The organism is Vibrio sp. 10N.261.51.A4 (genome assembly GCF_041471945.1).
Lineage (GTDB): Bacteria > Pseudomonadota > Gammaproteobacteria > Enterobacterales > Vibrionaceae > Vibrio > Vibrio crassostreae_C.
The window spans coordinates 29,689-54,388 of the sequence record NZ_JBFRPJ010000021.1 but is presented as its reverse complement, the minus strand read 5'-3'; the positions used below and the strand labels follow the sequence as shown (position 1 = coordinate 54,388).

Genomic DNA, 24,700 nt, shown 5'->3' with positions numbered 1-24,700 from the left:
ATTCATCAGATTCGCTTTAATTGAATTACTCACCCGCGACTTTCATCGACTCAAGCAGGATAGAACCCGTTTGAATTTGCGAACGTGTTTCTACGTCGTTACCCACAGCAACAATCTGAGTAAACATGTCTTTTAGGTTACCTGCGATTGTTACTTCTGATACTGGGTATTGGATCTCTCCGTTTTCAACCCAGAAACCTGCAGCGCCACGTGAATAATCACCCGTTACGGTGTTTACGCCTTGGCCCATCACTTCAGTGACTAGGAAGCCAGTACCCAACTCTTTTAGCATCTGCTCAAAGTTTTGACCGGTCGATTTAACGAACCAGTTATGAATACCACCAGCATGACCGGTTGGCGTCATATCCATCTTACGTGCGGCATAGCTCGTTAGTAGGTAAGTTGCTAGCACACCGTCAGTGATGATTTCACGATCTTGAGTGAACACACCTTCGCTATCGAATGGGCTTGAAGCCAAACCACGCAAGATATGTGGTCGCTCAGAAATGTTAAACCAGTCAGGTAGGATTTTCTGACCGAGATGATCCAATAGGAATGACGACTTGCGGTAAAGGTTACCGCCACTGATCGCCATAACAAGGTGACCAATCAAGCCAGTTGCCACATCATTAGCGAACATAATTGGGTACTGGCCTGTTGGTAGCTTTTTCGCATCCAAACGGCTAATGGTCTTTTCTGCAGCTTCTTGACCTACACGCTCAGGCGTCCACAGCTCGTCACGGTGACGTGCAACGGTGTAGCTGTAGTCACGTTCCATCTCACCGTTAGCGCCTTGTCCAATTACACAGCAGCTCGTGCTATGACGACTAGAAGCATAGCTTGCTAGTAAGCCATGGCTGTTACCATAAACCTTAACGCCATAGTGGCTGTCGTAGCTTGCGCCATCACTCTGTTTGATCTTATCGCTATAAGCTAACGCTTGCTTCTCAGCAGCAATCGCAATCTCAGCGGCATAGTCAGGGTTTGGTTCATCAGGGTGAAAAAGATCCAAATCTGGAATTTCTTTTACCATGTATTCTTTTGCCGCAGGACCGGCAAATGGGTCTTCAGAAGTATACTGAGCGATATCAAGTGCGGCCGCGACGGTTTGAGCAATCGCCTTTTCACTCAGATCAGATGTAGATGCGCTGCCTTTTTTCTGGCCGCGATAAACAGTAATACCTAGCGCACCATCACTATTAAATTCAACGTTTTCCACTTCACACATACGTGTTGAAACACTTAAACCCGTTGACTTAGTAATAGCGACCTCAGCTGCGTCTGCACTCACTGATGCCATATCCAACGCTTTAGCTACTGCGGCTTCTAGCTCAACTCTTTGCTGGGCGACTTGCTGTTTTACATCCATATCTATTCTAATTTTTTAGGTCAATATTACGTAGGATAACAAGAATTTCGCTTTCTCCCCAAGATTCTTGCTAAAATAGGCAATATATTCGTTTGAGATAGTGACATAGGCAGAAAAGATGGCTCGCAAAAACCAAAAAGCCCCATGGGAACCAGAAGAAGAAATCATCTGGGTAAGTAAGACAGAAATGAAAACCGACATGGAAGCGCTACAAAAACTGGGGGAAGAACTTGTTTCCCTGAAGCCTTCTGTATTAGACAAGTTTCCTCTGTCTGAAGATTTGGCACAAGCGATTAAAGATGCACAACGCTTTAAAAATGAAGCGAAGCGCCGTCAACTTCAATACATTGGTAAAGTAATGCGCAATGTTGATCCTGAGCCAATTCAAGCGGCTTTGGATAAAGTACGTAACAAGCACTCACAAGCAACAGCTGAACTACATAAGCTTGAGCAACTGCGTGATCGTGTTGTTGCTGAAGGTGATGCGGCTATTTCAGAAGTAATGGAAATGTACCCTGAAGCAGACCGTCAGCGTCTTCGTCAGCTAGCTCGCCAAGCTAACAAAGAGAAATCAGCGAACAAGCCAGCAAAGGCTTCTCGTGAAATCTTCCAAATCTTAAAAGAGCTAAAGCTAGAAGACTAATCTTTGTCGCTTTATTCTGTAAGACAATAAAAGACCTAGCGCATGCTAGGTCTTTTTGTTTTCTACGTACTCAATATCAGAGAGATTAAACAAGAGTGATGAATCGTCACTCACCCGCTTTAACAAATGAGCTTAATTCTGTCTGTGGATGATCCGCCGTCAGTGCCTCTATCGAGTCTTCAACCAACACCTTACCTAGCGCCACAAACACAAACTTATTCGCGATACTGCGTGCGTCACCTAAATGGTGAGTCACCATCAAGACCGTAATATTTCGCTCTGCCGCTAATCGCTTCACTAAGCTAAGCATCTCTTCACGCAGCAAAGGATCAAGCGCAGAGAAAGGTTCATCAAGCAGCCAAATATCATGAGGTTGGACAAAACAACGCGCTAACGCAACACGCTGGCGTTGACCGCCGGATAAGTGCTCAGGCAACCTATCCAAATACTCAGCGACGCCAACTTGCGCTGCGGCTTGCTCCACAGCTTGCTTTTGGGTTGCAGTAAGCTTTAAACCTGGATGCAGACCTAAACCAATATTTTCTCGCACCGTAAGGTGAGCAAACAGGTTGTGCTCTTGAAACAACATCGCCAACGGACGCTGATGTGCTTCTTTACCAATAAGCGACTGCCCAGCCACTGATATCTCACCCGATGTAGGCTCGATGAAACCAGCAACTAGCGCCAACAGTGTAGACTTACCCGCACCACTCGGCCCCATAAGCGCAACAATATCGCCCTGCTCAGCTTGAAAATCAAAGCTAAACAACTCTCTGTGATAGTGGTAATCCACATCTTTCATCACTAACATCATCGGTTCCTTAATTCTTTAGCATCGAGCTTAGATCTTCGAGTAAATAAGAATTCTATTAAGCTAAAACTGCCGACACTCAGTAACAGTAAGCTCACAGAAACTACCGCCGCCGCTTCCATTTGATAGCTGCCTAACAATTGGAATAGGTACAAAGGCAGAGTTCTAAAATCTTGGCTACCAAACAAAGCAATCGCGCTTAAATCACCCATCGCCAACATAAAGCTGATCGAGAAGGCTTGCGCCATCGGCTTACGCAATGCGCGCCATTCCACGAGCCTGAATCGAGTGAAGCCAGTCATCCCTAAACTCGCACACACATACTGATACTGCTGAGACAGGTGCAGCATAGGTTGAGCCAAGGTTTTAATTACGTAAGGCAGCGCCATTAAACTGTTGACGGCAATCACGACAAAGAAAGCTAAACTGAATACATCGGTGAATGAACGCAGTAATAAGAAGATACCCGTACTGATCACCAGCCCCGGAGTCACTAAGATAATAGTGCCAATCAGCTCGATTTTATCGGCTCGAAAATTCTTGTTCTGTAAACGCCATGCTCGGCTAGTCAGCAGTATGGCGATACCAATACCAACTGCGATAACACTTGCTAATGACGCGACTTTAACCGAGGTCATTAACGCCGCCCAAAACGGCTCGCTGCTGAGTACGGTTAATGCCTGTGAGTTAATTCCACTGACGATAACCATAGCTAATGGCGGCAATACCAGCATTGAGACTATGATGATCCAAAAGCTATCCCAAGCTTTTGACCACCAGCTGTCCTTAACCAAATATTTCTCTTCCGACAGCTGACTGGCCGTCACTGAAATAGGCTTCGATAGGCGTTGAATGCTCACCGCTAGCACACCACACAGCAGCATTTGCCATATCGCGAGCAAGGCACCAGCTTGAAGGTCAAAGTCGAATTTAATCGCCTGATAAATAGCGAGCTCGATAGTGGTTGATTTAGGTCCACCGCCTAGCGCCATCACGGTAGCAAAGCTGGTAAAACACAACATGAAGACTAAGCCACACACATGTGGTAATTGCTGTCTTAAGCGAGGCCATTCAACCCATCTGAATTTGTTCCAATGACTCATACCCAAGTGAGCACAAAGCTTGTGTTGCTCGGCAGGCACGGTATCTAACGCTTGCAGAAGTAAGCGACTGGCATAAGGCAAGTTGAAGAAAACGTGCGCCAGCAAAATACCATTCAATCCGTATATGGAAAATGGCAATTCAATATCGAAGTTCGCCAAAAACTTAGCTAACCAACCACTATTGCCATAGATCGCAAGTAAGCCAAATACACCCACTAACACTGGCAGGACTAAGGTCGACGCGAACAGCCTTAACAACAAAGCGCGTCCAAAAAATTGTCTACGACACAGCGCATGAGCAATAGGTATAGCAAAGCCAACACTCAGCACCGTTGAGAGTGTCGCCTGATAAAAACTGAATTTCGTTACATGCCAATAGTAGGGATCGGACCATACTTGGCTGATATCAAGAGAAGGGGCATTGCTAAGCAATGCCCCAACTGCTGAAACCACGAAGGCGGTAATGAGTATCGCTACCCAAATCCCAACCTTAGGTGTTTTCTTTATCATAGATTGATTTTTTACCGTAAATGGTTCGCTCAGTTAACATCGAACAAACCTTTAAATACAGAAAGTTAGAAAGCTAATTTTTTAAAAGCAAATTAAAAAGTAAGTGCACTCTGCCATTCACGAATCCATGGCTTACGCTTAGCTGCAATTTCTTCGGGCGTAAAGCTTAGCGCTTTCTGAGGAACCGTAAGTTGCTCGAACCCTTTTGGAAGCTCAATATCGGTCACTGGGTACATCCAGTTGCCTGTTGGCATCGCCGATTGGAATTCATCACTTAGGATAAACGCCATAAACTCATCAGCAAGCTTTTCGTTCTTGCTGCCTTTAACCTTAGCGGCCACTTCCACTTGAGTGTAATGCCCTTCTTCGAAGCTTGCTGCTGCATACTTAGAATCGCTTTCAGCAATAATGTGGTAAGCCGGAGACGTTGTATAAGACAACACTAAATCCGACTCGCCTTCTAGGAACATAGAGTAAGCTTCAGACCAGCCTTTGGTTACAGTCACTGTTTTCTGAGCAAGCTTCTTCCATGCTGCTGTCGCTTCATCACCGTATACTGATTTCATCCAAAGCATCATGCCTTGGCCTGGTGTTGATGTACGTGGATCTTGGTAGATGACCTTAAGATCATCACGCTGCTCAACCAGTTCTTTCAAGCTCTTCGGCGGGTTTTCCAGTTTCTCTTTATTGTAAACAAAAGCAAAGTAGCCAAAGTCATAGGGTACAAAAGTGCTGTCGTTCCAACCATTAGGAAGCGTTACCGATGACGTATCAACATTATGCTCAGCCAATAAGCCCGTCGCTTTCGCTTCAGCCATCAGGTTGTTGTCGAGACCTAGCAAGATATCGGCTTTGCTGTTGCCGCCCTCAAGACGTAAACGGTTCAGAATAGACACGCCATCTTCTAGAGCGACAAAATTCACATCACAACCACACTTCTCTTCGAATGCTTTTTCAACGGCAGGACGAGGGCCCCAATCCGCAGCAAAAGAGTCATAGGTGTATATAGTCAAAGTGTTGTCTGCAGCAAAGGCAGAAAAAGAAATAGCTGTAGTAACAGCAAGGGTAGTTAATGTGAATTTCACTGGACGCTCTCCATGGTCTGAGCGGCACAGGTTTGAGGGAGGAGAACGGTAGAGGTTGTTCCTAACTCAATTCCTACGCCAGCATTATCTGGTTCAGGTTTACGGGTCCCAAGCACCTGCTTGATCTCAGCTCGCATTCATTATTTGAATGGTTCGCTCCCCGATGAGTGTTCAGAATTGTAATTTGATTTTTAACAATAAGCTATCAAGTTTGGATCAATTACGTTGATCGTAACCCCAACGTGGCACTAAACCTTGTTCGATACCAAGGTGATCTAGAATACGCGCCACCATAAAGTCGACCAGATCTTCAATTGACTTGGGTTGATGATAAAAACCCGGAGCTGCAGGCATGATCGTTACGCCCATGGTCGAAAGTTTGTGCATGTTCTCGAGATGAAGCGTCGAAAATGGCGTCTCGCGAACCACCAACAACAATTGGCCTCGCTCTTTCATGACTACGTCTGCTGCTCGCTCAATCAGGTTATCTGATAGACCATGAGCAATCGAAGCCAAGCTTCCCGCTGAACATGGACAAACGACCATCTGTTTAGGTGCTGCTGAACCAGAGGCAACCGGCGAGAACCAATCATCTTTGCCACACACCACCAGCTTTTCAGGGTCGCAGCCAAGATGTTTAACCAAAGCTTGTTTCGCCGCATCTGGCCCAGCAGGTAACTTAAGTTCATGCTCGGTCGCCAATACCACTCGCGCTGCCGATGAAATCAGCAAGTAGACCTGATAATCGGCTGCCAAAAGGCATTCAAGTAAACGCAGGCCATAAGGCGCACCGGATGCGCCAGTGAAAGCAAGGGTTATCGCTTTATCGTGTTTTGTCATGTTCTCAATTACTTCAAATTATAAGGTCGTGGATGCCGTTAGCCTTTGAGTGCCAATCCATCCAACAGTTTTTGATGAATGCCACCAAAGCCACCATTACTCATTACCAAAATTTGGTCGCCAGCTTGTGCCTCTGAGACAATTTTAGCAACGAATGCATCCATGTCATCACTCACGTGTGCCGGTTGGTGACAAGCGTCTGCAACATCTTGAACTGACCAATCAATGTTATCCGGTTGGAATAAGTAGGTAGAATCCGCCTGCTTCAACGAATCAGCCAGTATTTCTTTGTGCACACCACGTTTCATGGTGGCAGAACGAGGCTCTAAAACGGCAATGATTTTCTTAGTGTCGACCTTATTACGTAATCCGCCGAGCGTAAGTTCAATCGCCGTTGGGTGATGAGCAAAATCGTCATAAACAGACACACCTGCCACCTCGCCTTTAAACTCCAAACGGCGCTTAGTATTAATAAAGGTAGCTAGTGATTCACAAGCAAGGTCAGGTGTCACGCCCACATGACGTGCAGCTGCAATCGCCATCAAAGCATTATTTACGTTGTGGTCGCCCACTAAATCCCAATTTACGGTTCCAACACATTCATTTTGGAAGTAAACCTCAAATTGAGAGCCATCTTTGACCAGTTTCTTGGCATCCCAGTCGCCTTGCTCGCCACTCGATTCAGTTTCACTCCAGCAACCGCGAGCTAGAACATCTTCAATAGCGCTGTCTTGCTTAGGTGAGAAAATGCGACCATTGCTTGGCACAGTACGCACCAAATGATGAAATTGTCGCTTAATCGCTTCAAGATCGTCAAAGATGTCCGCATGATCAAACTCTAGGTTATTCATCACTAAGGTTCTTGGGTGGTAATGAACGAACTTAGATCGTTTATCGAAAAAAGCACTGTCGTATTCGTCGGCTTCTACCACGAAGAACATGCTTTCACCAAGGCGAGCAGAGATACCAAAGTTACCCAACACTCCGCCAACTAAGAAGCCCGGTGCATAGCCACAGTCTTCCAAGATCCAAGCCAACATGCTTGATGTCGTGGTCTTACCGTGCGTTCCCGATACCGCTAACACCCAACGGTCATGCAGTAAGAACTCTTGCAACCACTGAGGACCAGAGGTGTATCTAAGGTTGTTATCCAACACATACTCAACACACGGATTACCGCGGCTCATTGCGTTACCGATAACCACGAGATCTGGCCTTGGTTCTAATTGGCTAGGGTCGAACCCTTCAATAATTTCAATCCCTTGTGATTCCAACAAGGTGCTCATTGGTGGGTAAACATTCGCGTCACTACCCGTAACCTTGTGACCTAATTGACGAGCCAATACCGCAGCACCACCCATGAAGGTGCCACAAATTCCTAAGATATGAATATGCATAAATTGCTTCCAAACGCTTGGCTAAATAAACAGTGCCTAATTAAAACGGCTTGCACTCATTATCATTAAATGGCGATTAAAAGCGAGCGGCAATGCAAAACAAATTGAGTCGACATAGTAAGTGAGATCTGTGTCGCTTAGTTCATTACCATTAAAAAGATCTAACCTTTAGAATTTAGGTAAGCGTCTAGATGAATAAAGCCCACTCAAGAGGCCGAATCTACAGTGCTCAAATCCCCCCTAATATTGAGAGAAGTTTAAGGAAATAACATGTCTGAGATGCGCACCCTTGGTGAGTTCATTGTTGAGAAACAGAGTGACTTCCCCCATGCAAGCGGTGATCTATCATCCCTTTTGTCGTCTATTCGACTTGCTGCAAAAATTGTTAACCGTGAGATCAACAAGGCTGGCCTAGTCGACATCACTGGCGCTGTTGGTACAGACAACGTGCAAGGTGAAGAGCAGCAAAAGCTAGACCTTTACGCGAACGACAAATTTAAAGCGGCTCTAGAAGCCCGTGACCAAGTTTGTGGTGTTGCAAGTGAAGAAGAAGACGAAGCTGTCGCCTTCAATAAAGAGCTCAACAAAAACGCAAAATACGTTGTACTGATGGATCCACTAGATGGCTCATCAAACATCGATGTAAATGTATCGGTTGGTACAATTTTCTCTATCTACCGTCGAGTATCACCGATCGGTACACCACCAACACAAGAAGATTTCTTACAGCCCGGACACAAGCAAGTAGCCGCGGGTTACGTGATTTACGGTTCTTCAACCATGCTTGTATACACAACAGGTGCTGGCGTAAATGGCTTCACCTACGACCCATCACTGGGTACCTTCTGCCTATCTCATGAAAACATGATGATTCCAGACGAAGGTAAGATTTACTCAATCAACGAAGGTAATTACATCCGCTTCCCTACGGGTGTTAAGAAGTACATCAAGTACTGCCAAGAAAATGAGCCAAGCGACAATCGCCCTTATACATCACGTTACATCGGTTCTCTAGTATCAGATTTCCACCGTAACCTTTTGAAAGGCGGCATCTACTTGTACCCAAGCACGCAAAGTCACCCTCAAGGTAAACTGCGTCTGCTTTACGAGTGCAACCCAATTGCTTTCCTTATGGAACAAGCGGGCGGCATCGCTTCAGACGGTGCTCAACGTATCATGGATATCAAACCAACTGAGCTGCACCAACGTGTACCTTTCTTTGTTGGCTCAACAAACATGGTTCGCAAAGTAGAAGAGTTTCTTGAGCTGAACCCTGAGTAGCCCTCTCATTTCATTCTCAAACTAACGCTATTAAAAAGCCAGCACCTCAGTGCTGGCTTTTTGTTGTCTCGTAAGGTGATTAACTAGTTAGGAATCATTGTTCCGCTGACACCAGTTACCCGAAAGTATTTCTTTATTAGCTGTTAGATCAAGCTGATACAAATATACCCATGCTAATCCAAATATAGTCTCTATTTGCTCGCGACGATACTCAACAGGAACATCTTCTAGCCGATCGAGCGACTCTAAAATTTCGTCGTTAATGATATAGACCTCACCAGCGACACTTTTCTTTCCCAAAATCATCGCCGGATAGGCACCTAAATCAAAAAGTGCGTATTCCTTAGGTGTATCAAACTGCCCTAATAAATCGCAGCCCTGCAAATAATGGTGATTGGACTGACCTTGCCTCAAGGTTCCATAGACAAAAACAAGATGCTGCATACTCACTCCCTAGCATTCGTCACCCGCGAATCAATCGCCGCTCAAAGTGTTACTCAAATTCAAATTGATAGAGAAGATCCACAGCACTGTCTAGGCCAGAAACAGCTTCAACATAGAGATCCTGCATCAATCGATAACGAACGGTAAACTCACCTAACGAGTTAAAGATACCCACACCATACTTCACCTGTAAGCCAGGCAGGATGTAACCACTTACCGTCACTTGAGAGTCATCGCCAGAGCCTGCAGTATCCAGTTGCAAGTCCTTTACACCAAAGGCTTCACCGATTTCACCAACAACCTTACCACTCTTCGCTAAACTCAAACCGATTAAAGTCGTTGTCATCGAACCGCTCGACTCACCGTCGATATCTTGGCCACGCAAAATATAAGACAGTGCGTTCGCTTGTGGCATCGCTGGGTCAGAATAAATCTCGATGGTAGGCTCTGTCGCAGGGCCAGTCACTCGAATACCAGCGGTCACGTCATCCTGAGTATTATCAGGATTACGAATCGCGTTGATGGCTACGTATGGCTGATCCGGTGGTCCATTCATTAGGATCTTACCCTCTTCGATCAAGAGGTCTTGCCCGAATGATTGATAAGTACCATCGACGATGTTCACTTCACCTGTAATAAATGGACCTTGGTCTTTTTGAGCCACGTTGAGCTTACCGACCAAATCACCTTCAAGACCGAAGGCAGACAGTTTAAAGTCATCACCAATGGAGATATTAATATTCGTCATCACATTGAATGGAATCGTATCTTCGTTTTCTGGCTCTAGATCTTTATTCAAAATAACCTGATCAGAAGAGACGCCAACCGCTGACGGTGGTAAATCTTCAACAACAATTCGTCCCCATGGTAATGCAATATCACCGGTGATTTTCGCCAGATCTGGTGTGACATCAATAGTCATATCAGGTACGACCTTCACCTTAACCATCGGTGGGATATCAACCATCAACTCATCAGCGAAAACTCTAACGTTCGAGTGCCATGCTTTAAGATCTTGCCAATCTCCGGTTCCCTCAATATCAAGGTGACCATCAGGCGTTTCGACATTCGCATCCAGTTTTGCACTATAACCATCAAAGTCGAGGTCGATGCGGCCATCTTTCACATCAACAGGCGTAACATCGCCTTTGACTTGAATACCACCAACAGAGAATTGGCCAAAGACTTGAGGGTGCATCAGAGAGCCTTTAACTTGAAGATCACTCTCAAGGTCGGCTTTCAATAAGCTGTATTCACCTAGAATTGGTTGTAAGAAATCAAGATGGAACGTGGTCAGCTTAATTGCCGCATCGACCATTTTGTCTTCGGCAAGAATATCCGGTAACGACACCGTGCCAGACAGGTCACCATTGTCGGAAACATCCAACTTAAAATCGGCATCCAGTTTGTTGTCTTTCAGTTGGGCATTCAATGCAACGCTTTCCCAACCCAGTGTGATTGGCTCACCCACTTGTTGAACAACCTGACCTTTCGGCATATCAACGCTTACCGTGACTTCAGGCTCATCTTGTTCAGACCACTTTGCATGAGCAGTCGCATTGACTAAGCCCTGTAATTGCGTCTCTTTAGGCACAAAGGCTTTAATCTGCTCGAAATCGAATTGATTGATGGCTACCTTGGCCTCACCCGATTTTCCGACACGAACGTCTTCATCCAAACACACGCTCGAACCCGATTGTTTCCAACAGTGCGCTTGAACATCGGCAAACTGTTTATCAACATCCGCATTTATCGCGACAGGTTGCTCTAACACCCAAGGACCTTGCTGAGTGGTGATTTTGACTCTGTCTAACGATCCATACCAAATAAGAGAAGGCTTTTGAATCAACTCTCCGGAAATAGCTAAGCTTGTAGACACGATGTCGGATATCACATCAAGTGTCACTGTGTGTTTCTTCTCACCACCACTCACCGTGAGATCAATGCTTTTTACGCTCTGATCTTGATAGGTTAGGTTGTTAGCTTTTAATTCAAGATCAGCTTGAGCTTCAGGCAATGGCAGAGGAACCACAGAACCATTAAGCGACAAGGATTCTAGTGTTGCTTCGTTATTCCAATCTACCTTATCCACATTTAGAGCGAGATCGACTTCAGGCTTTTTCGTTGGACCACTGAGCTGGATGTTACCAATCACTTTACCTTTCAAATCAGGGACGCTTTTTACAAGCTCAGGGAAGTGAATCTCAACACCCATGTCCCATTTCTTATCAAGCTCACCCTGAGCCTTAATCGAGTTAACACCGTGAGCTAAGTTCAAACCACTGGTTTTCAGTTTTGGTTCACCGCTCGCGCTGCGATCCGACGCTGACAACTGACCTTCGATATCCAGAGGGTATTCTCGCAAGATCCCTTCAATATCCAATTTAGGCAGTTCAATCGCCCAGCCGCCCGCTTCCGTCAACTCACCTGAGGTGACGATGTTTCCACTAATGTTGCCCTCAGCTTCTGGCCACTGCAGACCCGGTTGAATATCTTTGAGTGTCACGTCAGCTTGCCAGTTAACGAGACTCTTCCAGTTCGCTTTAACGACACCGTTAAGCTCACCGCCTAGCGTGTTGAGCTTTAGACGCTCGAGAACAATTTGTTCCGTCGTGCCTTTACCCTGTAGATCGATGGCTAATTCAGGGATTTCCTTACCATCGGCTTCACCTTTAAGAAGAACATTAAAACCATCTAGTGAGCCATCAGCTTTAAATTGCTCAATTGTCGCTTGGTAATCGCTTTTTCCGGTAAGGGGCCACTGTGCTTGTCCGCCCTCTAAAAGAAGGTCAAATGGCAGAGTCGGTTCTAAGGGTTGAATATCCCCAGACAACTTTGCCTCAATCAGCTCAGAAAATTGGGAGTCTAGGTTTAGCTTAGCCACGCTGCCTTGTGCTTTCAGAGACAACTTCTGCCCAACAAGGTCGGTTTCTTTCACCAACGCATCCAAAGAAAGTTCTAGCGGGTAACCGCCCTTGAGCTCAACCTTCGTGGTTAGATTGGCGCTTGCTTGTGGCATATCGAGTTCGAGAGTTGAAACATCAACCGTGTGTTTGCCCGCGCGAGCTTCTAGCCCAAGGTGGTTAACAACGATTGGTGTTTCTTGTTCTAAGGTGAAACGGTTGAGGTCAAAACGCTCCAACACAACCTGCAGAGGAATCCAGACTTCCGGCAATTCGATAGCCGTTTTAACGGCAGCTTTTGGCTCAACCTTTTCTGCTTGCGGTTCTTCTGTCGACTCAGCGAGTTTAACCTTAAGATCATTGAATAAGGTTGGCGATACAGTTAGCTTTTCGCCCTGCATACTCAAAGCCGTAGAGAACAAGCTCCATTCAATTTCATGCCCTAAGATATTCAACTTGATATCAGACAAAGCGATACGGTTGATTACGATTGGCAACGGTGTTTTTACCGATGTTACGGGCGGAGTAGGTTCTGTTTCTTCTGTAGAGGCCGGAGGCAGTTCAGTAAATGCGAAGTCCAATCCTTGAATCGCTAAACGATCGACACACAACTTAGGGTCGAGCAGACAGCGAGGATTAATCGCCAAGTTCAGCTTTTGAACTTTGGTGTCTATATGCAGGCTGTCATCTTTAAACTGAACATTATTAAGCGTAAAGCTCGGGAACAGAGCCCCTTTAGTGCTTTCCACTTTAAGCTGTGGCAACGCTTTTTCAGCGCCCCACAACACAGTGTTCAACCCTGGATTGGTGAACAAAACAAAACCTAGCAAGGCTATCAACAACAGCAAAATAGACGTCAATGAGATCGACGTCCACTTGATGTACTTGCCCATCACTTTGATCATAATTCTGGCCCTAAACTAAAGTGTAACTGGAACTCATCACCTTTTTCTGCATCTAGACCCCAAGCAAAATCTAAACTCACTGGACCAACAGGTGACGCCCAACGAACACCGACGCCGGTGCCGTGTTTCCATTCGGGTTTGTCATTAAATGCATCACCAATGTCGTAGAATGCTGCGCCCCACCAGTTTCCAACCAAGCGGTATTGGTATTCAAACGAGCTGGTTGCAATGAATTTGGCACCCGTTAGTGCGCCACTTTCATCTCGAGGAGAGATCGACTCATAACCATAACCACGAATGCTATTGTCACCACCAGCAAAGAATCTTAGGGAGGGAGATAGCTTATCAAACTCGTCGGCAAAGTTGCCGCCAAATTGAAGTCGAGTTAAGCCTCGGTGATTGTCGCCAATGCTTCGAATCCAAGCGGTTTGACCTTGAAAACGAACAACCTTAGTTTCAGATAACAAGGTATCATCACCCGCTTCAACCATAATGGTTTGTTTATCGCCCCACATCGGCATCGAACCGCCTCGCGTTCGAGTGCGTGAGAAAGAGATACCCGGCAGCACAAATTGCGCTAAATCATCCTGCAAACCTTGCTCATAGTTTTCGACCAAGTATCGAATGAAGACCGTGCGTTGCCAACCGTTATCCAGTCGCCAATATCTTTCTAGCGCTAAGTTTGACTCCAAACTCTTGGTATCACGATTATCCAAGTTTTTCATACCGTACTTAACTTGATAGTAGTCGTTCAGCACGTCATCCAGAGGGATTTTATAGGTAGCGGTAATCGTCTGTTCAGGTTTAGAAATCGACAGGCTGCTATTGAAGCTATGGCCTTGTTCATTAACCCAAGGTTTTTTCCACTTCAGAGTGCCTTTTACGCCAAGGTCGGTGGATACACCGATACCCGTTTCGATTTGGTTACGAGCTTGCGGAGCAAGGCTAACCTTCATCGGGATCTCTCGGCCTTCGCCTAACTGGCTTAAATCTGGTTCAACAAATACCGAGGAGAACCAATCCGTATTGGACAGGTTTTGGTTGTACTCACCGACTTTGGTGATTGAGTAAGGTTCGCCATCCTCAAATGGTTTAAGTGACTGCACCTTATCTTCTTCTATCTGGCTACCAGTAACCTGAGTAGTACCAAAGTGATAGCGGATACCACTGTTATAATGAAGACGAACATAAGCGCGGTTCAATTCAGGAGCGACTTCTAGCTTACTAAGATCATAAGCACCATCGAAGTAGCCTTTCGCTAAGCCAAGGTTGCGGATCGACGATTTCAAAGAGTCATAATTACCATGATTCAGAGTCGAACCTTTAGACAAGCTACTCTTCGCTATCAAGGCTAAAAAGTCTGGGTCATCCTTGGCTTCACCAGTTAGAACGATATCTGAAGTATAAATAACAACAGGCTCTCCCGGCTCAACCGTAACGGTCATTTCGGTATCATCTTCGGAGTGAGTAAATGTGATTTTAGGGTGGTAGTAGCCTAACGCATTCAGGGCTTCTTTAATCATAGATTCCAAGCGGGATTGGAATCTTAGTGAAACCGAATACTCTTCTTCAGGGATCGCACTCAGATAAGCATCAACATTATCCTCAAGCGCTCCATCTAGCCCTTTGATTTCAAGGGAAACGTCAGCGAAAGCGAGCGTCGATGACAATAGAGTGCCAATCAGAACTGGTAAAGTTTTTCTTATCATGTTTAATTGGTGAAGAAGTTATCAATACGTTAATAAGTGAAAAGAAATAATACCGCTAAATAGGCATTGAGTCTGTAATAAATCCTGGAATAACACGGTCTAATTTAAAGACTTATTCAATATTGACCAACAGTTAATATGAACCCACGTTAAATAAAAGCCAGCGCGGTAAACGTATGCGAAAAGGAATATAACATGCTAAACAAACAACAACTGGTTTCTGCAGCAACCGCACTACCGGGAAATGCTGACCCAATTCGAATCACTGAGCGCCATTTCGTCAATCAAACCGACCTGCTCGATGCACCCACGGGCTCTCAACAAGAAGTCCTGTTTGGTATGGGGTGCTTCTGGGGAGCTGAGCGTTTGTTTTGGCAATTGGATGGCGTTATTTCAACATCCGTTGGTTACGCTGGCGGATACACAGTTAATCCCACTTATGAACAAGTATGTACTGGGCAAACCGGCCATACCGAGGTCGTTCGTGTCATATTTGATAGTGAACAAACCTCTCTAGCTCGAATACTTGAAACCTTTTGGGAGCGTCATGACCCAACTCAAGGGATGCGCCAAGGCAACGATTTAGGGACTCAGTACCGTTCTGCGATTTACACCTTCAGTGAAGAACAACAATCTATCGCTGAGCACTCTAAACGTGAATATCAACGAGCAATGACTGAATCTTTAGGCAACGAGATCACGACGGAAGTTCTGCCTGCTGGAAAATATTTTTTCGCAGAAACCTACCACCAGCAATACCTAGCTAAAAATCCGAATGGGTATTGCGGGTTGGGTGGAACAGGTGTGTGCTTCCCTCCACAATAAAGTGCCGTTCGACATACCATCGTGAACGACACGCATTAAAAAAGGGCTTCCATCAGGAAGCCCTTTTCATTGTTAATCTATTCGGTGCAAGACAAATCGATAAAGCTCAGTTACACCGGCAACGCTGCAATGGTGCCGTTAACTTCTTTAAAAATAGTGAGCTTTTGTTTGTCTGAAACTTCAGGAAGTAGCACCTTGCCTTGGTCGAAGCGAAACTCTCCAATACCTTCAATAGCAAATTGGCCTTTGAACAGGACTTTAACGAAACGCGCCACCTGACGTGGACGGTAAGTAGAAAATTTTCTTAACATAATACAACCTCAATTCCATTTGAGTACTACAGTCACATACCTGAACAGCGTCGCTGTTCAAAGCACATTTAATCGCTAATTCCTTTAGCAAACAGCAAGATAATCTATTGTTCATCTTGATATTGATGCATTATACCTTTTGGTAACAAGCCTGCAACTTCTTTCTACGTCGTACGATAAAAAAGTTAAAGAGGCATTTTTCAAATTTCATATTATACTTCCTGTGCAAACCAATAAGCGGAACAAAAATATAATGAAAAACAAAACTCTACTGGCTTTTCTAGCCGCAGCCTCTCCACTCTTCGCCAATGCTCACAACCTATCAGTAGGCGCTACCCTGCCTGCCGTCGATGTGAGTAACTATGGTGAGATTGTTCTAAACGACGGAAATACTGGATATCAAGCTTGGGCAACCAATGATCTTCTAGGTAAAGTTCGCGTCGTTCAAGCTATCGCTGGCCGCAGCAGCTCTAAAGAGCTCAACGCACCACTGATGGCAGCCATTACCGCATCGAAATTCTCAGAAGACAGCTACCAAACCACCACTATCATCAACCAAGATGATGCGATTTGGGGTACTGGGTCTTTTGTTAAGTCCTCTGCCGAAAGCAGCAAAGAAGAATTTCCATGGTCTTCTATGGTCCTAGATGAAGACGGCGCCGTTGCGTCAACATGGGCTCTAAAAGAAGAAAGCTCAGCGATTATCGTTCAAGACAAGCAAGGTAAAATCTTGTTTGTAAAAGAAGGTGCATTAAACGAATCAGAAGTCACTCAAGTCATTGAGTTGATTAAAGCGAGCCTTTAATAAGATATTCGCGTCTTTTTCGAGACCTAACCAAAGGATATTGTTATATTATAACAGTATCCTTTTTTTAATTCTGTGGTTAATCATCCTGATGTGGCAAAACACACCCAACAATGTGAAACGCAAAACAGGCTTCTTGCTTGGGCTTATGCTCATGTTAAGCGTGTTAGCCGCAACACACATTGTGGATATCGCACCAGAGCACCACACTTCACACCATTGTGAGCTGTTTTCGCTTAATCAGTTCATCACAGCGCACTCACTACCACAGATTCCAGAGTTCCATTCGGAATTTACTGTCGCTATTACAGAGTCAGTAACTTCACTACAGCGGCTATATTTCGCTTATTTGGCACGCTCACCTCCTGTAAATATCGCTTAATTACCACTACTTTTTAATTAACCTTTATTCAGGAAAAAACATGAAACCTACTTTTTTAGCCGTTGTTATCGGCATGACTGTCTCTACAAATGCTCTAGCTAACGAAGAATTCCGCTCTCATGATGCACACGTACATGGCCAAGTTGAAGTAAACATCGCGCAAGATGGGCAAGAATTGCTTGTTGAAGTAACAGCTCCAGGCGCAGATGTGGTTGGGTTTGAACATGCTCCAAAAACTGCAGAACAGAAGAAAGTGTTTGAACAGGCTATCGCACAATTAAACAAGCCAGAAGAGCTGTTTAGTTTTAACAATGCGAGTTGTACTCTGAAGTTCAAGTCAGTAGCAAACACCTTAGAAGGCGGTCATGACGACCATGAAGGCCATGACCATGCGGAACACGGTTATGGCGACCACAAAGACCATGATCACGCTGAACACGATCATGACGACCACAAAGACCATGACCACGCTGAACACGCTGAACACGATCATGATGACCACAAAGACCATGACCACGCTGAGCACGATCATGATGACCACGAAGGTCACGACCACCACGATCACTCAGAAGGTGGCCACGGTGAGTTCACTGTTGAGTACCACTATGAATGTTCAGATGTTGCTAAGCTAGACACAGTTAGCACTCAGTGGTTCTCTAAGTTCAGCAACACTGAAAAAATGACGGTGAACCTACTAACAGACACAGCTCAAGTACAAGAAGTGCTTAACGCAGAGCGTATTAGTTTCCGATTCTAATCACTCCTAGATCGGATTAAACGTAAAATAAACAGCCAGGTAAGTCATCGCTTACTTGGCTGTTCAAATCGGTGTGTTCCTGGGAATTTATGTTTCAAATTACTGTCCAGTAGATACACCGCTTTAATTATTGGAGCTAGCATGTCTTCTGACAGTTCATCACTTGTGGTCAAACTCGAAAATATCAGCTTTCGTTGGAAGCCTGAATTACCACCAACGCTAGAGATCCCCTCTCTTCACATCCAAGCCCAAGAGCACCTTTTTATTAAAGGGCCAAGTGGTTGTGGAAAATCAACTTTGTTAGGGCTACTGACCGGAATCAACCAAGCTGAGCAAGGAGAAGTCTCTATCCTTGATCAAGACCTCACTCAGCTTACACCTCGTCAAAGAGATAAATTCAGAGCCGATCATATTGGTTATATTTTCCAACAATTTAACCTGCTTCCTTATCTATCAGTTATCGATAACGTGACGCTTCCTTGCCAGTTTTCACAGATTCGTAAACAGCAAGTCGCTGAAAGCCAGAAAAGCTTACAAGAGACGGCTCGAGAGTTGTTACTCAGATTAAAACTACCTCAAGCTTTAATGGACAAGCCCGTTACCGAGTTAAGCATCGGTCAACAACAACGTGTTGCTGCCGCTCGTGCTTTGATCGGCCAACCCAAAATCATTATTGCCGACGAGCCAACCTCGGCTTTGGATCATGACAACCGAGAAGCTTTTATCGAACTGTTGTTAGAACAAGCCAACCAGGCAGGTTCTACTCTTATCTTTGTTAGCCATGATCCAACACTAGAAAAATTATTTACTCGAACCATAGATTTAAAAACCGTTAACCAAGCTAAGGTTGTCGTATGAAAGTAATTACTCACTTAGCCTTAAAAAGCGTACTCAACCGTAAAGCCACGGCTATTCTCACCATTCTCACGGTGGCGGTATCTGTCATTCTCTTGCTCGGCGTAGAACGCGTTAGAACCGAAGCTAAGAGCAGCTTCGCCAATACGATTTCAGGTACTGACCTTATCGTCGGTGGCCGCTCTGGTCAGGTAAACCTGCTGCTTTATTCCGTATTTAGAATCGGTAATGCGACCAACAACATCGACTGGAAAAGCTATGAAGAATTTAGCCAGCACAACGCAGTAAAGTGGGCGATACCAATATCATTGGGCGATTCACACAAAGGCTTCCGTGTGATGGGTACAAATCATAGTTACTTTGAAAACTATCGCTATGGAAGTAAGCAATTACTTACTTTCCAACAAGGTAAAGAGTTTAATCAGCTATTTGACGTAGTGATTGGTGCCGACGTCGCGAAGAAGCTAGATTACAAAATAGGTGATCAAATCATTCTTGCGCACGGTATCAGCGATGTGGCGTTCAGCCGTCACGATAATCTGCCCTTCAAGATTGTGGGAATACTCGCGCCAACAGGAACACCAGTAGACAAAACCGTACACGTATCGCTAGAGGCAATCGAAGCAATTCATGTTGGCTGGGAATCAGGTGCCAACCTCGGGCACACACCGAATGCTGAAGCGCTAAAGCAACGTGACTTCCAACCGAAGCAGATTACCGCGATGATGGTTGGCCTTAAATCGAAGATCCAAACCTTCGCACTGCAACGAGAAATCAATAACTACCGCCAAGAACCTTTAAGCGCCATTATGCCGGGCATTGCGCTTCACGAATTGTGGGGAATGATGGCTGTAGCAGAACAAGCACTACTGATTGTTTCAGGGTTTGTTGTCGTCGCCGGTTTATTGGGCATGCTCAGTAGCCTACTCACTAGCTTGCAAGAAAGGCGCCGAGAGATGGCCATCCTACGTGCGATGGGCGCAAGACCTCGTCATGTGTTTGGTTTACTGATCAGTGAAGCCAGTGCGCTAACCTTCCTTGGCATTACATTAGGTGTTGCAGTATTGTTTGCGCTGATCGCAGTGGTTGCTCCTATTGTGCAACAAAGTTATGGTATCAACATATCGATATCCGCAATCACACCGCATGAGTGGAAACTGCTTATGCTGGTACAAGTTGCTGGAATCATTATCGGCTTTATTCCCGCTTTCAGGGCTTACCGCCAGTCATTGTCTGATGGCATGACGATTCGAATCTAAAATAGGAACCTACGATGCAACGCAAATTCCTACTGATACTTGGGCTACTTCTGTTCCCATTTATCAGTACAGCTCACGCTGAAACCACTCAGAATGACGAATCGGTATTAACACTTGAATGGATTGATTTGATTCCAGAATCAGAACGTGCTCAGCTAGATTCATTTGGTATGCCGATGGTTGACCACAATAGTATGGACAAACCTCAACAATCGACACTTGGTGCTGTTCGCCCAGAGCTGAATGGCAGCACAGTGAAGATTCCTGGCTTTGTGATTCCATTGGAAGGTGATGAGAATATGATCACTGAGTTTCTGCTGGTACCGTACTTTGGCGCATGTATCCACGTGCCACCGCCGCCACCGAACCAAATCATCTACGTGAAGTTCCCGAAAGGTGCACCAATACAGCAGTTATGGGATGTGATCTATTTGGTCGGAACGCTGAAAACTGAGTCAATCAGCCATGACTTAGCGCAAACCGGTTATCTTATTGAAGGTACTGCGATTGAAGAGTATGACGACATGTAGTCATTAGAAGGGTGGCTCAAGGATGAGCTGCCGTCACTGAACGAGTGTGATCATTCAATAACAGTTTAATAACGATAATTTTCTTCTGAATTACGCGATGTAATTAGATAAGTAAGCTAGAACAGCGACATAAATCGCGAGTAATAACCCTATACTAAGCTGTTTCTTCAGCTTGTTATCATTGACTTGATTCATAACTCCTCCTTGAGAATTACAACAAATTTAACATTTTATTATCATTAACAAAAGTAAAAATTTGTTGAAACCTTCAACTATGCTCGCAAAATCTAGCCACCAATAAGATAAAGAGTTACATTTTAGACAGTTATACCAATCACAATAAGTAAGTGTTCAGAAATAGCGTAGGAAAAAGCCTTGAGAACAAGGCGGAGCTTTTTGATAAGTAGTTATTCTACAATCAAAAATTGTAGCTCAGTTATCAAGCGTTTTAACAAGCTAGGCTGAGCAATTATTTACTACGATTGGTTTTGAGTCGTCTCCTAACGGTACTCTTATGTCAAAAACCAAACAGCCAGTGATCATTGAGCATGCTAGCGACACACAGCATAAGCATGAGAAAAAGCCTCATATTGCCGACAGTGCCAGCAGAATGCTGCACATCGCACAAAGCTTCGGCCTCGATTTCTTAATTAGTCATAGTGCCAAGCCAAAGGATAAAGCTGAGAGTACGCTTATCGAACGGGCACTATTGCGAGAGAAAAAACGTAGAGAGCTTCGCCAAAAGAACCTAGAACAGATTCTAAAGTTGGCGCACTCTTCATGTAAGGATGAAGCGGCTGGAGACCCGGATCAGGACTGGTTATACCGTTTCTTCGACATGGCACAAGAGATCCACAATACATCGATGCAGAGGCTATGGGCTCAAGTACTGAAACGAGAAGTCACCAACCCAGGCTCGACGTCGATGAAGGCACTGCAAATCTTAAAAGACATGACACCAAAAGAAGCGTTAACCCTACAAAGGGCAGCATCACTGGGTTGTAGCTTTGGTAGCGATAACAGCAGAAAGCTCTTACTCGGCTTTAAATCTCATGCTGGGCTATTCAACTTTGGCAAAAGGGACACCACCAACACCATCAACCTTGGTGGGCACAACCTGCCCTACTCCAGCTTGCTCCACTTGATAGAGCTCGGGATTATTCTGGGCACAGAATTAGAATCCGGAGAGATTGATTTCGATCCAGCCCTGCACCTAACCTATCAAGGTAAGAGCATGTCACTGGCACCATTATCAAAAGGCGTGAAGCTGGTTTACTACCGATTCAGCCCTACAGGCAATGAGCTTTGTACCTTGCTCGGTAACAAGCCAAACACGCAGTATTACGATCAACTGATTGCACTATTGAGCCAGAAATTCACAGTACAGACAGAAGTGAAAAGCAGCGTAAATTACACCGTCTAGACACTCGACGGAGCTAAAATTGACGGTGTAAAAAGTGAAGTATAGAGAGGAATAAAGAGAATCTAGAGGATAGGTTTCTTGTCTCGGTAAACTAAGGCTGCACTATTTATCGGTCGTGAATAAACAGATAAACAGCTGAGTAGCCTTAGTCATACCAACGATCTCAGTTGGCTAAGATATTTCGCTTCTCCAACGCATCAATACACAGTTCGACCAATTCATCGAGTGTCTTCTCACCTGCAGGTAGATCAATCTCAGGGTTCTGAGGCGCTTCGTACACTGAACTAATACCTGTGAAGTTCGGGATTTCTCCGGCACGTGCTTTCTTATACAGACCTTTAGGATCACGCTGTTCGCAAACCTCTAATGGAGTATTGACGAACACCTCAAGAAACTCACCTTCCGGCAATAAATCTCTCACGAGTTGCCTTTCAGCTTGATGCGGAGAAATAAAGGCTGACAACACGATCAAGCCTGCATCTGCCATCAATTTAGCAAGCTCACCAATACGACGGATGTTCTCTCGACGATCTTGCTCAGAGAAGCCAAGGTCGCTACATAAGCCATGACGCACATTGTCACCATCCAATAAATAAGTATGGTAACCAAGCTGTGCCAAACGATTTTCTAATGCTCCAGCGACTGTCGATTTACCAGAACCAGACAACCCCGTGAACCAGAGCACGGCTGGCTTTTGTGATTTCAGATCCGCGCGAAATGTTTTATCAATCGAGTGTTGATGCCACACAACATTCTCATCTTTGGGTTTGAGTACTGCGGTCATAATTAGTCCTTTAAATAAACAGCATTAAAATGGGAAAAAATAAGGAATTAGGGTCAGCACCAAGCCCGAATATACAATCGAGATTGGAATGCCGATACGTAGGTAATCCGTTAAATGGTAATTACCTACGCTATAAACAAGTAAGTTGGTTTGATAACCGTATGGAGATATAAAACTGGCACTGGCACCAAACAGTACCGCCATGATGAACGGCATAGGGTCAACGCCATAACCTACTGCCATACTGTAGCCAATCGGAAATGAGAGTGCTGCAGCCGCATTATTGGTCACCAGCTCTGTCAAAACCAAAGTCATAAAGTAGGTAGCAACTAACGCACCGAATACGCCCCAGCCATTAAACGCCTCCATAAACATCAGCCCCATCCGCTCAGATAAACCCGATGAAATCATCAGTTGAGCAATAGAAAGTGCAGAGCCCACGATCACCACAATATCAACTGGGAAACGGCGGCGGAGCTCACCCAGCTGCACCACGCCAAATGCCACCAGCAACAGTAGAAAACCAGCTAAGCCTTTGATAATAGGTACTGCATCGATAAGGGCTAAACCAATCACGCTAGCAAAGCCGAGCAACACGAACGTCGATTTGTCGGCATCAAGCTTGGCACTTGAATCTAAGTCATTCATCAACACAAACTCTTTGTTGTGTTGTTGGCGCTGTTCTTCAAAGCGTTTACCTGGAACCAAAATCAAGGTATCACCAGCGGTCAATGTGATATTCCCTAGCCCACCTTCTAGGCGTTCATGGCCACGACGAATAGCAACCACAACCGCATCGAAACGATCTCTAAATTGGCTGGTTTTCAGGGTTTTGTTACAGAAGCTTGCCGACGAACTCACCACCACTTCAACAAAGCTCTGGCCATTCAAATGATGCTGACCAAACAGGGTTAAACCTTGGATTTCTTGCAGTGTTGCAACACTCTCTACATCACCACAAAACAGCAATCGGTCGCGAGCTTGAAGAATAAAATCAGGGTCAATCGACGCGGTGGTCTTACCGTCTCGAATCACTTCCGCTAAGAACAGTTTTCTCAATGCTCTGAGGTTGTTTTCACTTACGCTACGGCCAACTAATGGAGAACCTGGCTCAACTCGCGCCTCGAGAAAGTAAGGCAGATCATCTTGAGAACCATCATCGTAGCTGGGTAGAAAATAGCTAAGAGGAATAAGGATCAATACCCCACCGACCAAAACCGCTAAACCGATCAAGGTAGGTGTGAAAAAGTTTAAGCTCGGTAAACCTGCATCTTCAACAAAACTATTGATGATCAAATTGGTAGAGGTGCCGATCAATGTCAGGGTGCCACCTAAGATGGCAGCGTATGACAAAGGGATAAGTAACTTAGACGGCGCGTGCTGTTGATTACGTTTGATCGCCCCGATCAAAGAAACAACCACCGCGGTGTTATTAGTAAAAGAAGAAAGTAACGCTGTAGAAATACCCAACTTCGCAACCACGGTACCTAGCCTACCTTCAGAGATATTGCGGCTAACCCAGCTGATTAAGCGAGTTTTCTCTAACGCACTTGATGCGAGGATCAGAAGAATTAAAGTCAGTAACGAGGAGTTAGTGAAGTTATTAGCCAAGCTCGACAAGTCGATCATGCCAGCCATAAAAGCAATAAACGCCGCGCCAGCAAAGATAAAGCTTGGCTTAATACGGGTAACGAGCAGGCAAGTAATAATGCCGAGCAAAATCGCTAATACAAATCCTTGTTGCCACATATACCCGTCCTTTATGGCGG

General features: G+C 45.1%; 22 protein-coding genes and 1 riboswitch. Of the genes, 10 read left to right on the top strand and 12 right to left on the bottom strand.

Going from position 1 to position 24,700, the window contains the following annotated elements; genetic code table 11:
* Positions 1–25: 25 nt before the first annotated feature.
* Positions 26–1,369, bottom strand: coding sequence for a metalloprotease PmbA (gene pmbA / locus AB4384_RS05680; protein WP_017058910.1), 1,344 nt, complete (start codon positions 1,367–1,369; stop codon positions 26–28).
* 118 nt (positions 1,370–1,487) lie between these two features.
* On the opposite strand from pmbA, the gene yjgA reads away from it, so the two are divergent.
* Entirely contained in the window at positions 1,488–2,012 is a 525-nt protein-coding gene (gene yjgA, locus AB4384_RS05675; protein ID WP_102394283.1) for a ribosome biogenesis factor YjgA, read from the top strand.
* 106 nt (positions 2,013–2,118) lie between these two features.
* Here the strand turns inward: yjgA and thiQ are convergent, their stop codons facing one another.
* From thiQ to mpl, 5 genes are all read right to left on the bottom strand, one after another.
* On the bottom strand, positions 2,119–2,823 hold the full coding sequence (thiQ, locus tag AB4384_RS05670) for a thiamine ABC transporter ATP-binding protein (protein ID WP_017071293.1): 705 nt from the start codon (positions 2,821–2,823) through the stop codon (positions 2,119–2,121).
* Complete coding sequence (gene thiP / locus AB4384_RS05665) at positions 2,823–4,436, bottom strand: thiamine/thiamine pyrophosphate ABC transporter permease ThiP (protein WP_170967441.1); 1,614 nt, start codon at positions 4,434–4,436, stop codon at positions 2,823–2,825. Before thiP ends, thiQ begins: the two co-directional genes overlap by 1 nt.
* 92 nt (positions 4,437–4,528) lie before the next feature.
* Positions 4,529–5,521 (bottom strand): thiamine ABC transporter substrate binding subunit, encoded by a 993-nt coding sequence (gene thiB, locus AB4384_RS05660; protein WP_102320274.1) that lies wholly within the window; start codon positions 5,519–5,521, stop codon positions 4,529–4,531.
* A gap of 53 nt (positions 5,522–5,574) precedes the next feature.
* Positions 5,575–5,694: riboswitch (TPP riboswitch) on the bottom strand.
* A gap of 43 nt (positions 5,695–5,737) precedes the next feature.
* Positions 5,738–6,361 (bottom strand): flavin prenyltransferase UbiX, encoded by a 624-nt coding sequence (locus AB4384_RS05655; protein WP_016787846.1) that lies wholly within the window; start codon positions 6,359–6,361, stop codon positions 5,738–5,740.
* A gap of 38 nt (positions 6,362–6,399) precedes the next feature.
* Entirely contained in the window at positions 6,400–7,758 is a 1,359-nt protein-coding gene (gene mpl, locus AB4384_RS05650; RefSeq protein WP_065584318.1) for a UDP-N-acetylmuramate:L-alanyl-gamma-D-glutamyl-meso-diaminopimelate ligase, read from the bottom strand.
* A 270-nt stretch (positions 7,759–8,028) separates the two neighbouring features.
* On the opposite strand from mpl, the gene fbp reads away from it, so the two are divergent.
* Complete coding sequence (fbp, locus tag AB4384_RS05645; RefSeq protein WP_017633404.1) at positions 8,029–9,039, top strand: class 1 fructose-bisphosphatase; 1,011 nt, start codon at positions 8,029–8,031, stop codon at positions 9,037–9,039.
* A gap of 87 nt (positions 9,040–9,126) precedes the next feature.
* Here the strand turns inward: fbp and AB4384_RS05640 are convergent, their stop codons facing one another.
* From AB4384_RS05640 to AB4384_RS05630, 3 genes are read right to left on the bottom strand one after another with little or no spacing between them, the layout of a single operon-like run.
* Complete coding sequence (locus AB4384_RS05640; RefSeq protein ID WP_017069403.1) at positions 9,127–9,483, bottom strand: gamma-glutamylcyclotransferase; 357 nt, start codon at positions 9,481–9,483, stop codon at positions 9,127–9,129.
* 49 nt (positions 9,484–9,532) lie between these two features.
* A complete protein-coding gene (locus AB4384_RS05635; protein WP_372128572.1) occupies positions 9,533–13,291 on the bottom strand; it encodes a translocation/assembly module TamB domain-containing protein in 3,759 nt (1,252 codons plus the stop codon).
* Entirely contained in the window at positions 13,288–15,000 is a 1,713-nt protein-coding gene (locus AB4384_RS05630; protein WP_017063725.1) for an autotransporter assembly complex family protein, read from the bottom strand. Before AB4384_RS05630 ends, AB4384_RS05635 begins: the two co-directional genes overlap by 4 nt.
* 195 nt (positions 15,001–15,195) lie before the next feature.
* On the opposite strand from AB4384_RS05630, the gene msrA reads away from it, so the two are divergent.
* The gene (gene msrA, locus AB4384_RS05625) at positions 15,196–15,825 is read left to right on the top strand and encodes a peptide-methionine (S)-S-oxide reductase MsrA (protein WP_017058899.1); all 630 of its coding nucleotides are present in this window, start codon (positions 15,196–15,198) and stop codon (positions 15,823–15,825) included.
* Between the two features lie 110 nt (positions 15,826–15,935).
* Here msrA and AB4384_RS05620 read toward each other — a convergent pair whose 3' ends face one another.
* Positions 15,936–16,136: a DUF1107 family protein gene (locus AB4384_RS05620; protein WP_017080878.1), complete on the bottom strand. Its 201-nt coding sequence runs from the start codon at positions 16,134–16,136 to the stop codon at positions 15,936–15,938.
* 253 nt (positions 16,137–16,389) lie between these two features.
* On the opposite strand from AB4384_RS05620, the gene AB4384_RS05615 reads away from it, so the two are divergent.
* The 7 genes from AB4384_RS05615 to AB4384_RS05585 all read left to right on the top strand — a co-directional run bounded on the left by AB4384_RS05615 (position 16,390) and on the right by AB4384_RS05585 (position 22,147).
* On the top strand, positions 16,390–16,941 hold the full coding sequence (locus tag AB4384_RS05615) for a YtfJ family protein (RefSeq protein ID WP_017063723.1): 552 nt from the start codon (positions 16,390–16,392) through the stop codon (positions 16,939–16,941).
* Positions 16,942–17,032: 91 nt separating this feature from the next.
* Complete coding sequence (locus AB4384_RS05610) at positions 17,033–17,323, top strand: DUF2607 family protein (protein ID WP_017063722.1); 291 nt, start codon at positions 17,033–17,035, stop codon at positions 17,321–17,323.
* Positions 17,324–17,363: 40 nt separating this feature from the next.
* A complete protein-coding gene (locus AB4384_RS05605; RefSeq protein WP_372129039.1) occupies positions 17,364–18,080 on the top strand; it encodes a DUF2796 domain-containing protein in 717 nt (238 codons plus the stop codon).
* Positions 18,081–18,221: 141 nt separating this feature from the next.
* Complete coding sequence (locus AB4384_RS05600; protein WP_017058894.1) at positions 18,222–18,938, top strand: ABC transporter ATP-binding protein; 717 nt, start codon at positions 18,222–18,224, stop codon at positions 18,936–18,938.
* Positions 18,935–20,194 carry an FtsX-like permease family protein gene (locus tag AB4384_RS05595; protein WP_017067558.1) on the top strand — a complete coding sequence of 420 codons (1,260 nt, stop codon included), beginning with the start codon at positions 18,935–18,937 and terminating at the stop codon, positions 20,192–20,194. The genes AB4384_RS05600 and AB4384_RS05595 overlap by 4 nt, the downstream gene beginning before the upstream one ends.
* Positions 20,195–20,208: 14 nt before the next feature.
* A complete protein-coding gene (locus AB4384_RS05590; RefSeq protein ID WP_017058892.1) occupies positions 20,209–20,724 on the top strand; it encodes a DUF3299 domain-containing protein in 516 nt (171 codons plus the stop codon).
* A 514-nt stretch (positions 20,725–21,238) separates the two neighbouring features.
* Positions 21,239–22,147: a TIGR03899 family protein gene (locus AB4384_RS05585; RefSeq protein WP_102320277.1), complete on the top strand. Its 909-nt coding sequence runs from the start codon at positions 21,239–21,241 to the stop codon at positions 22,145–22,147.
* A gap of 163 nt (positions 22,148–22,310) precedes the next feature.
* On the opposite strand, the gene cysC is transcribed toward AB4384_RS05585, so the two are convergent.
* Together cysC and AB4384_RS05575 are read right to left on the bottom strand one after the other, a co-directional pair.
* On the bottom strand, positions 22,311–22,931 hold the full coding sequence (cysC, locus tag AB4384_RS05580) for an adenylyl-sulfate kinase (RefSeq protein WP_017067555.1): 621 nt from the start codon (positions 22,929–22,931) through the stop codon (positions 22,311–22,313).
* A gap of 24 nt (positions 22,932–22,955) precedes the next feature.
* Positions 22,956–24,680, bottom strand: coding sequence for an SLC13 family permease (locus tag AB4384_RS05575; protein WP_017067554.1), 1,725 nt, complete (start codon positions 24,678–24,680; stop codon positions 22,956–22,958).
* Positions 24,681–24,700: the final 20 nt, after the last annotated feature.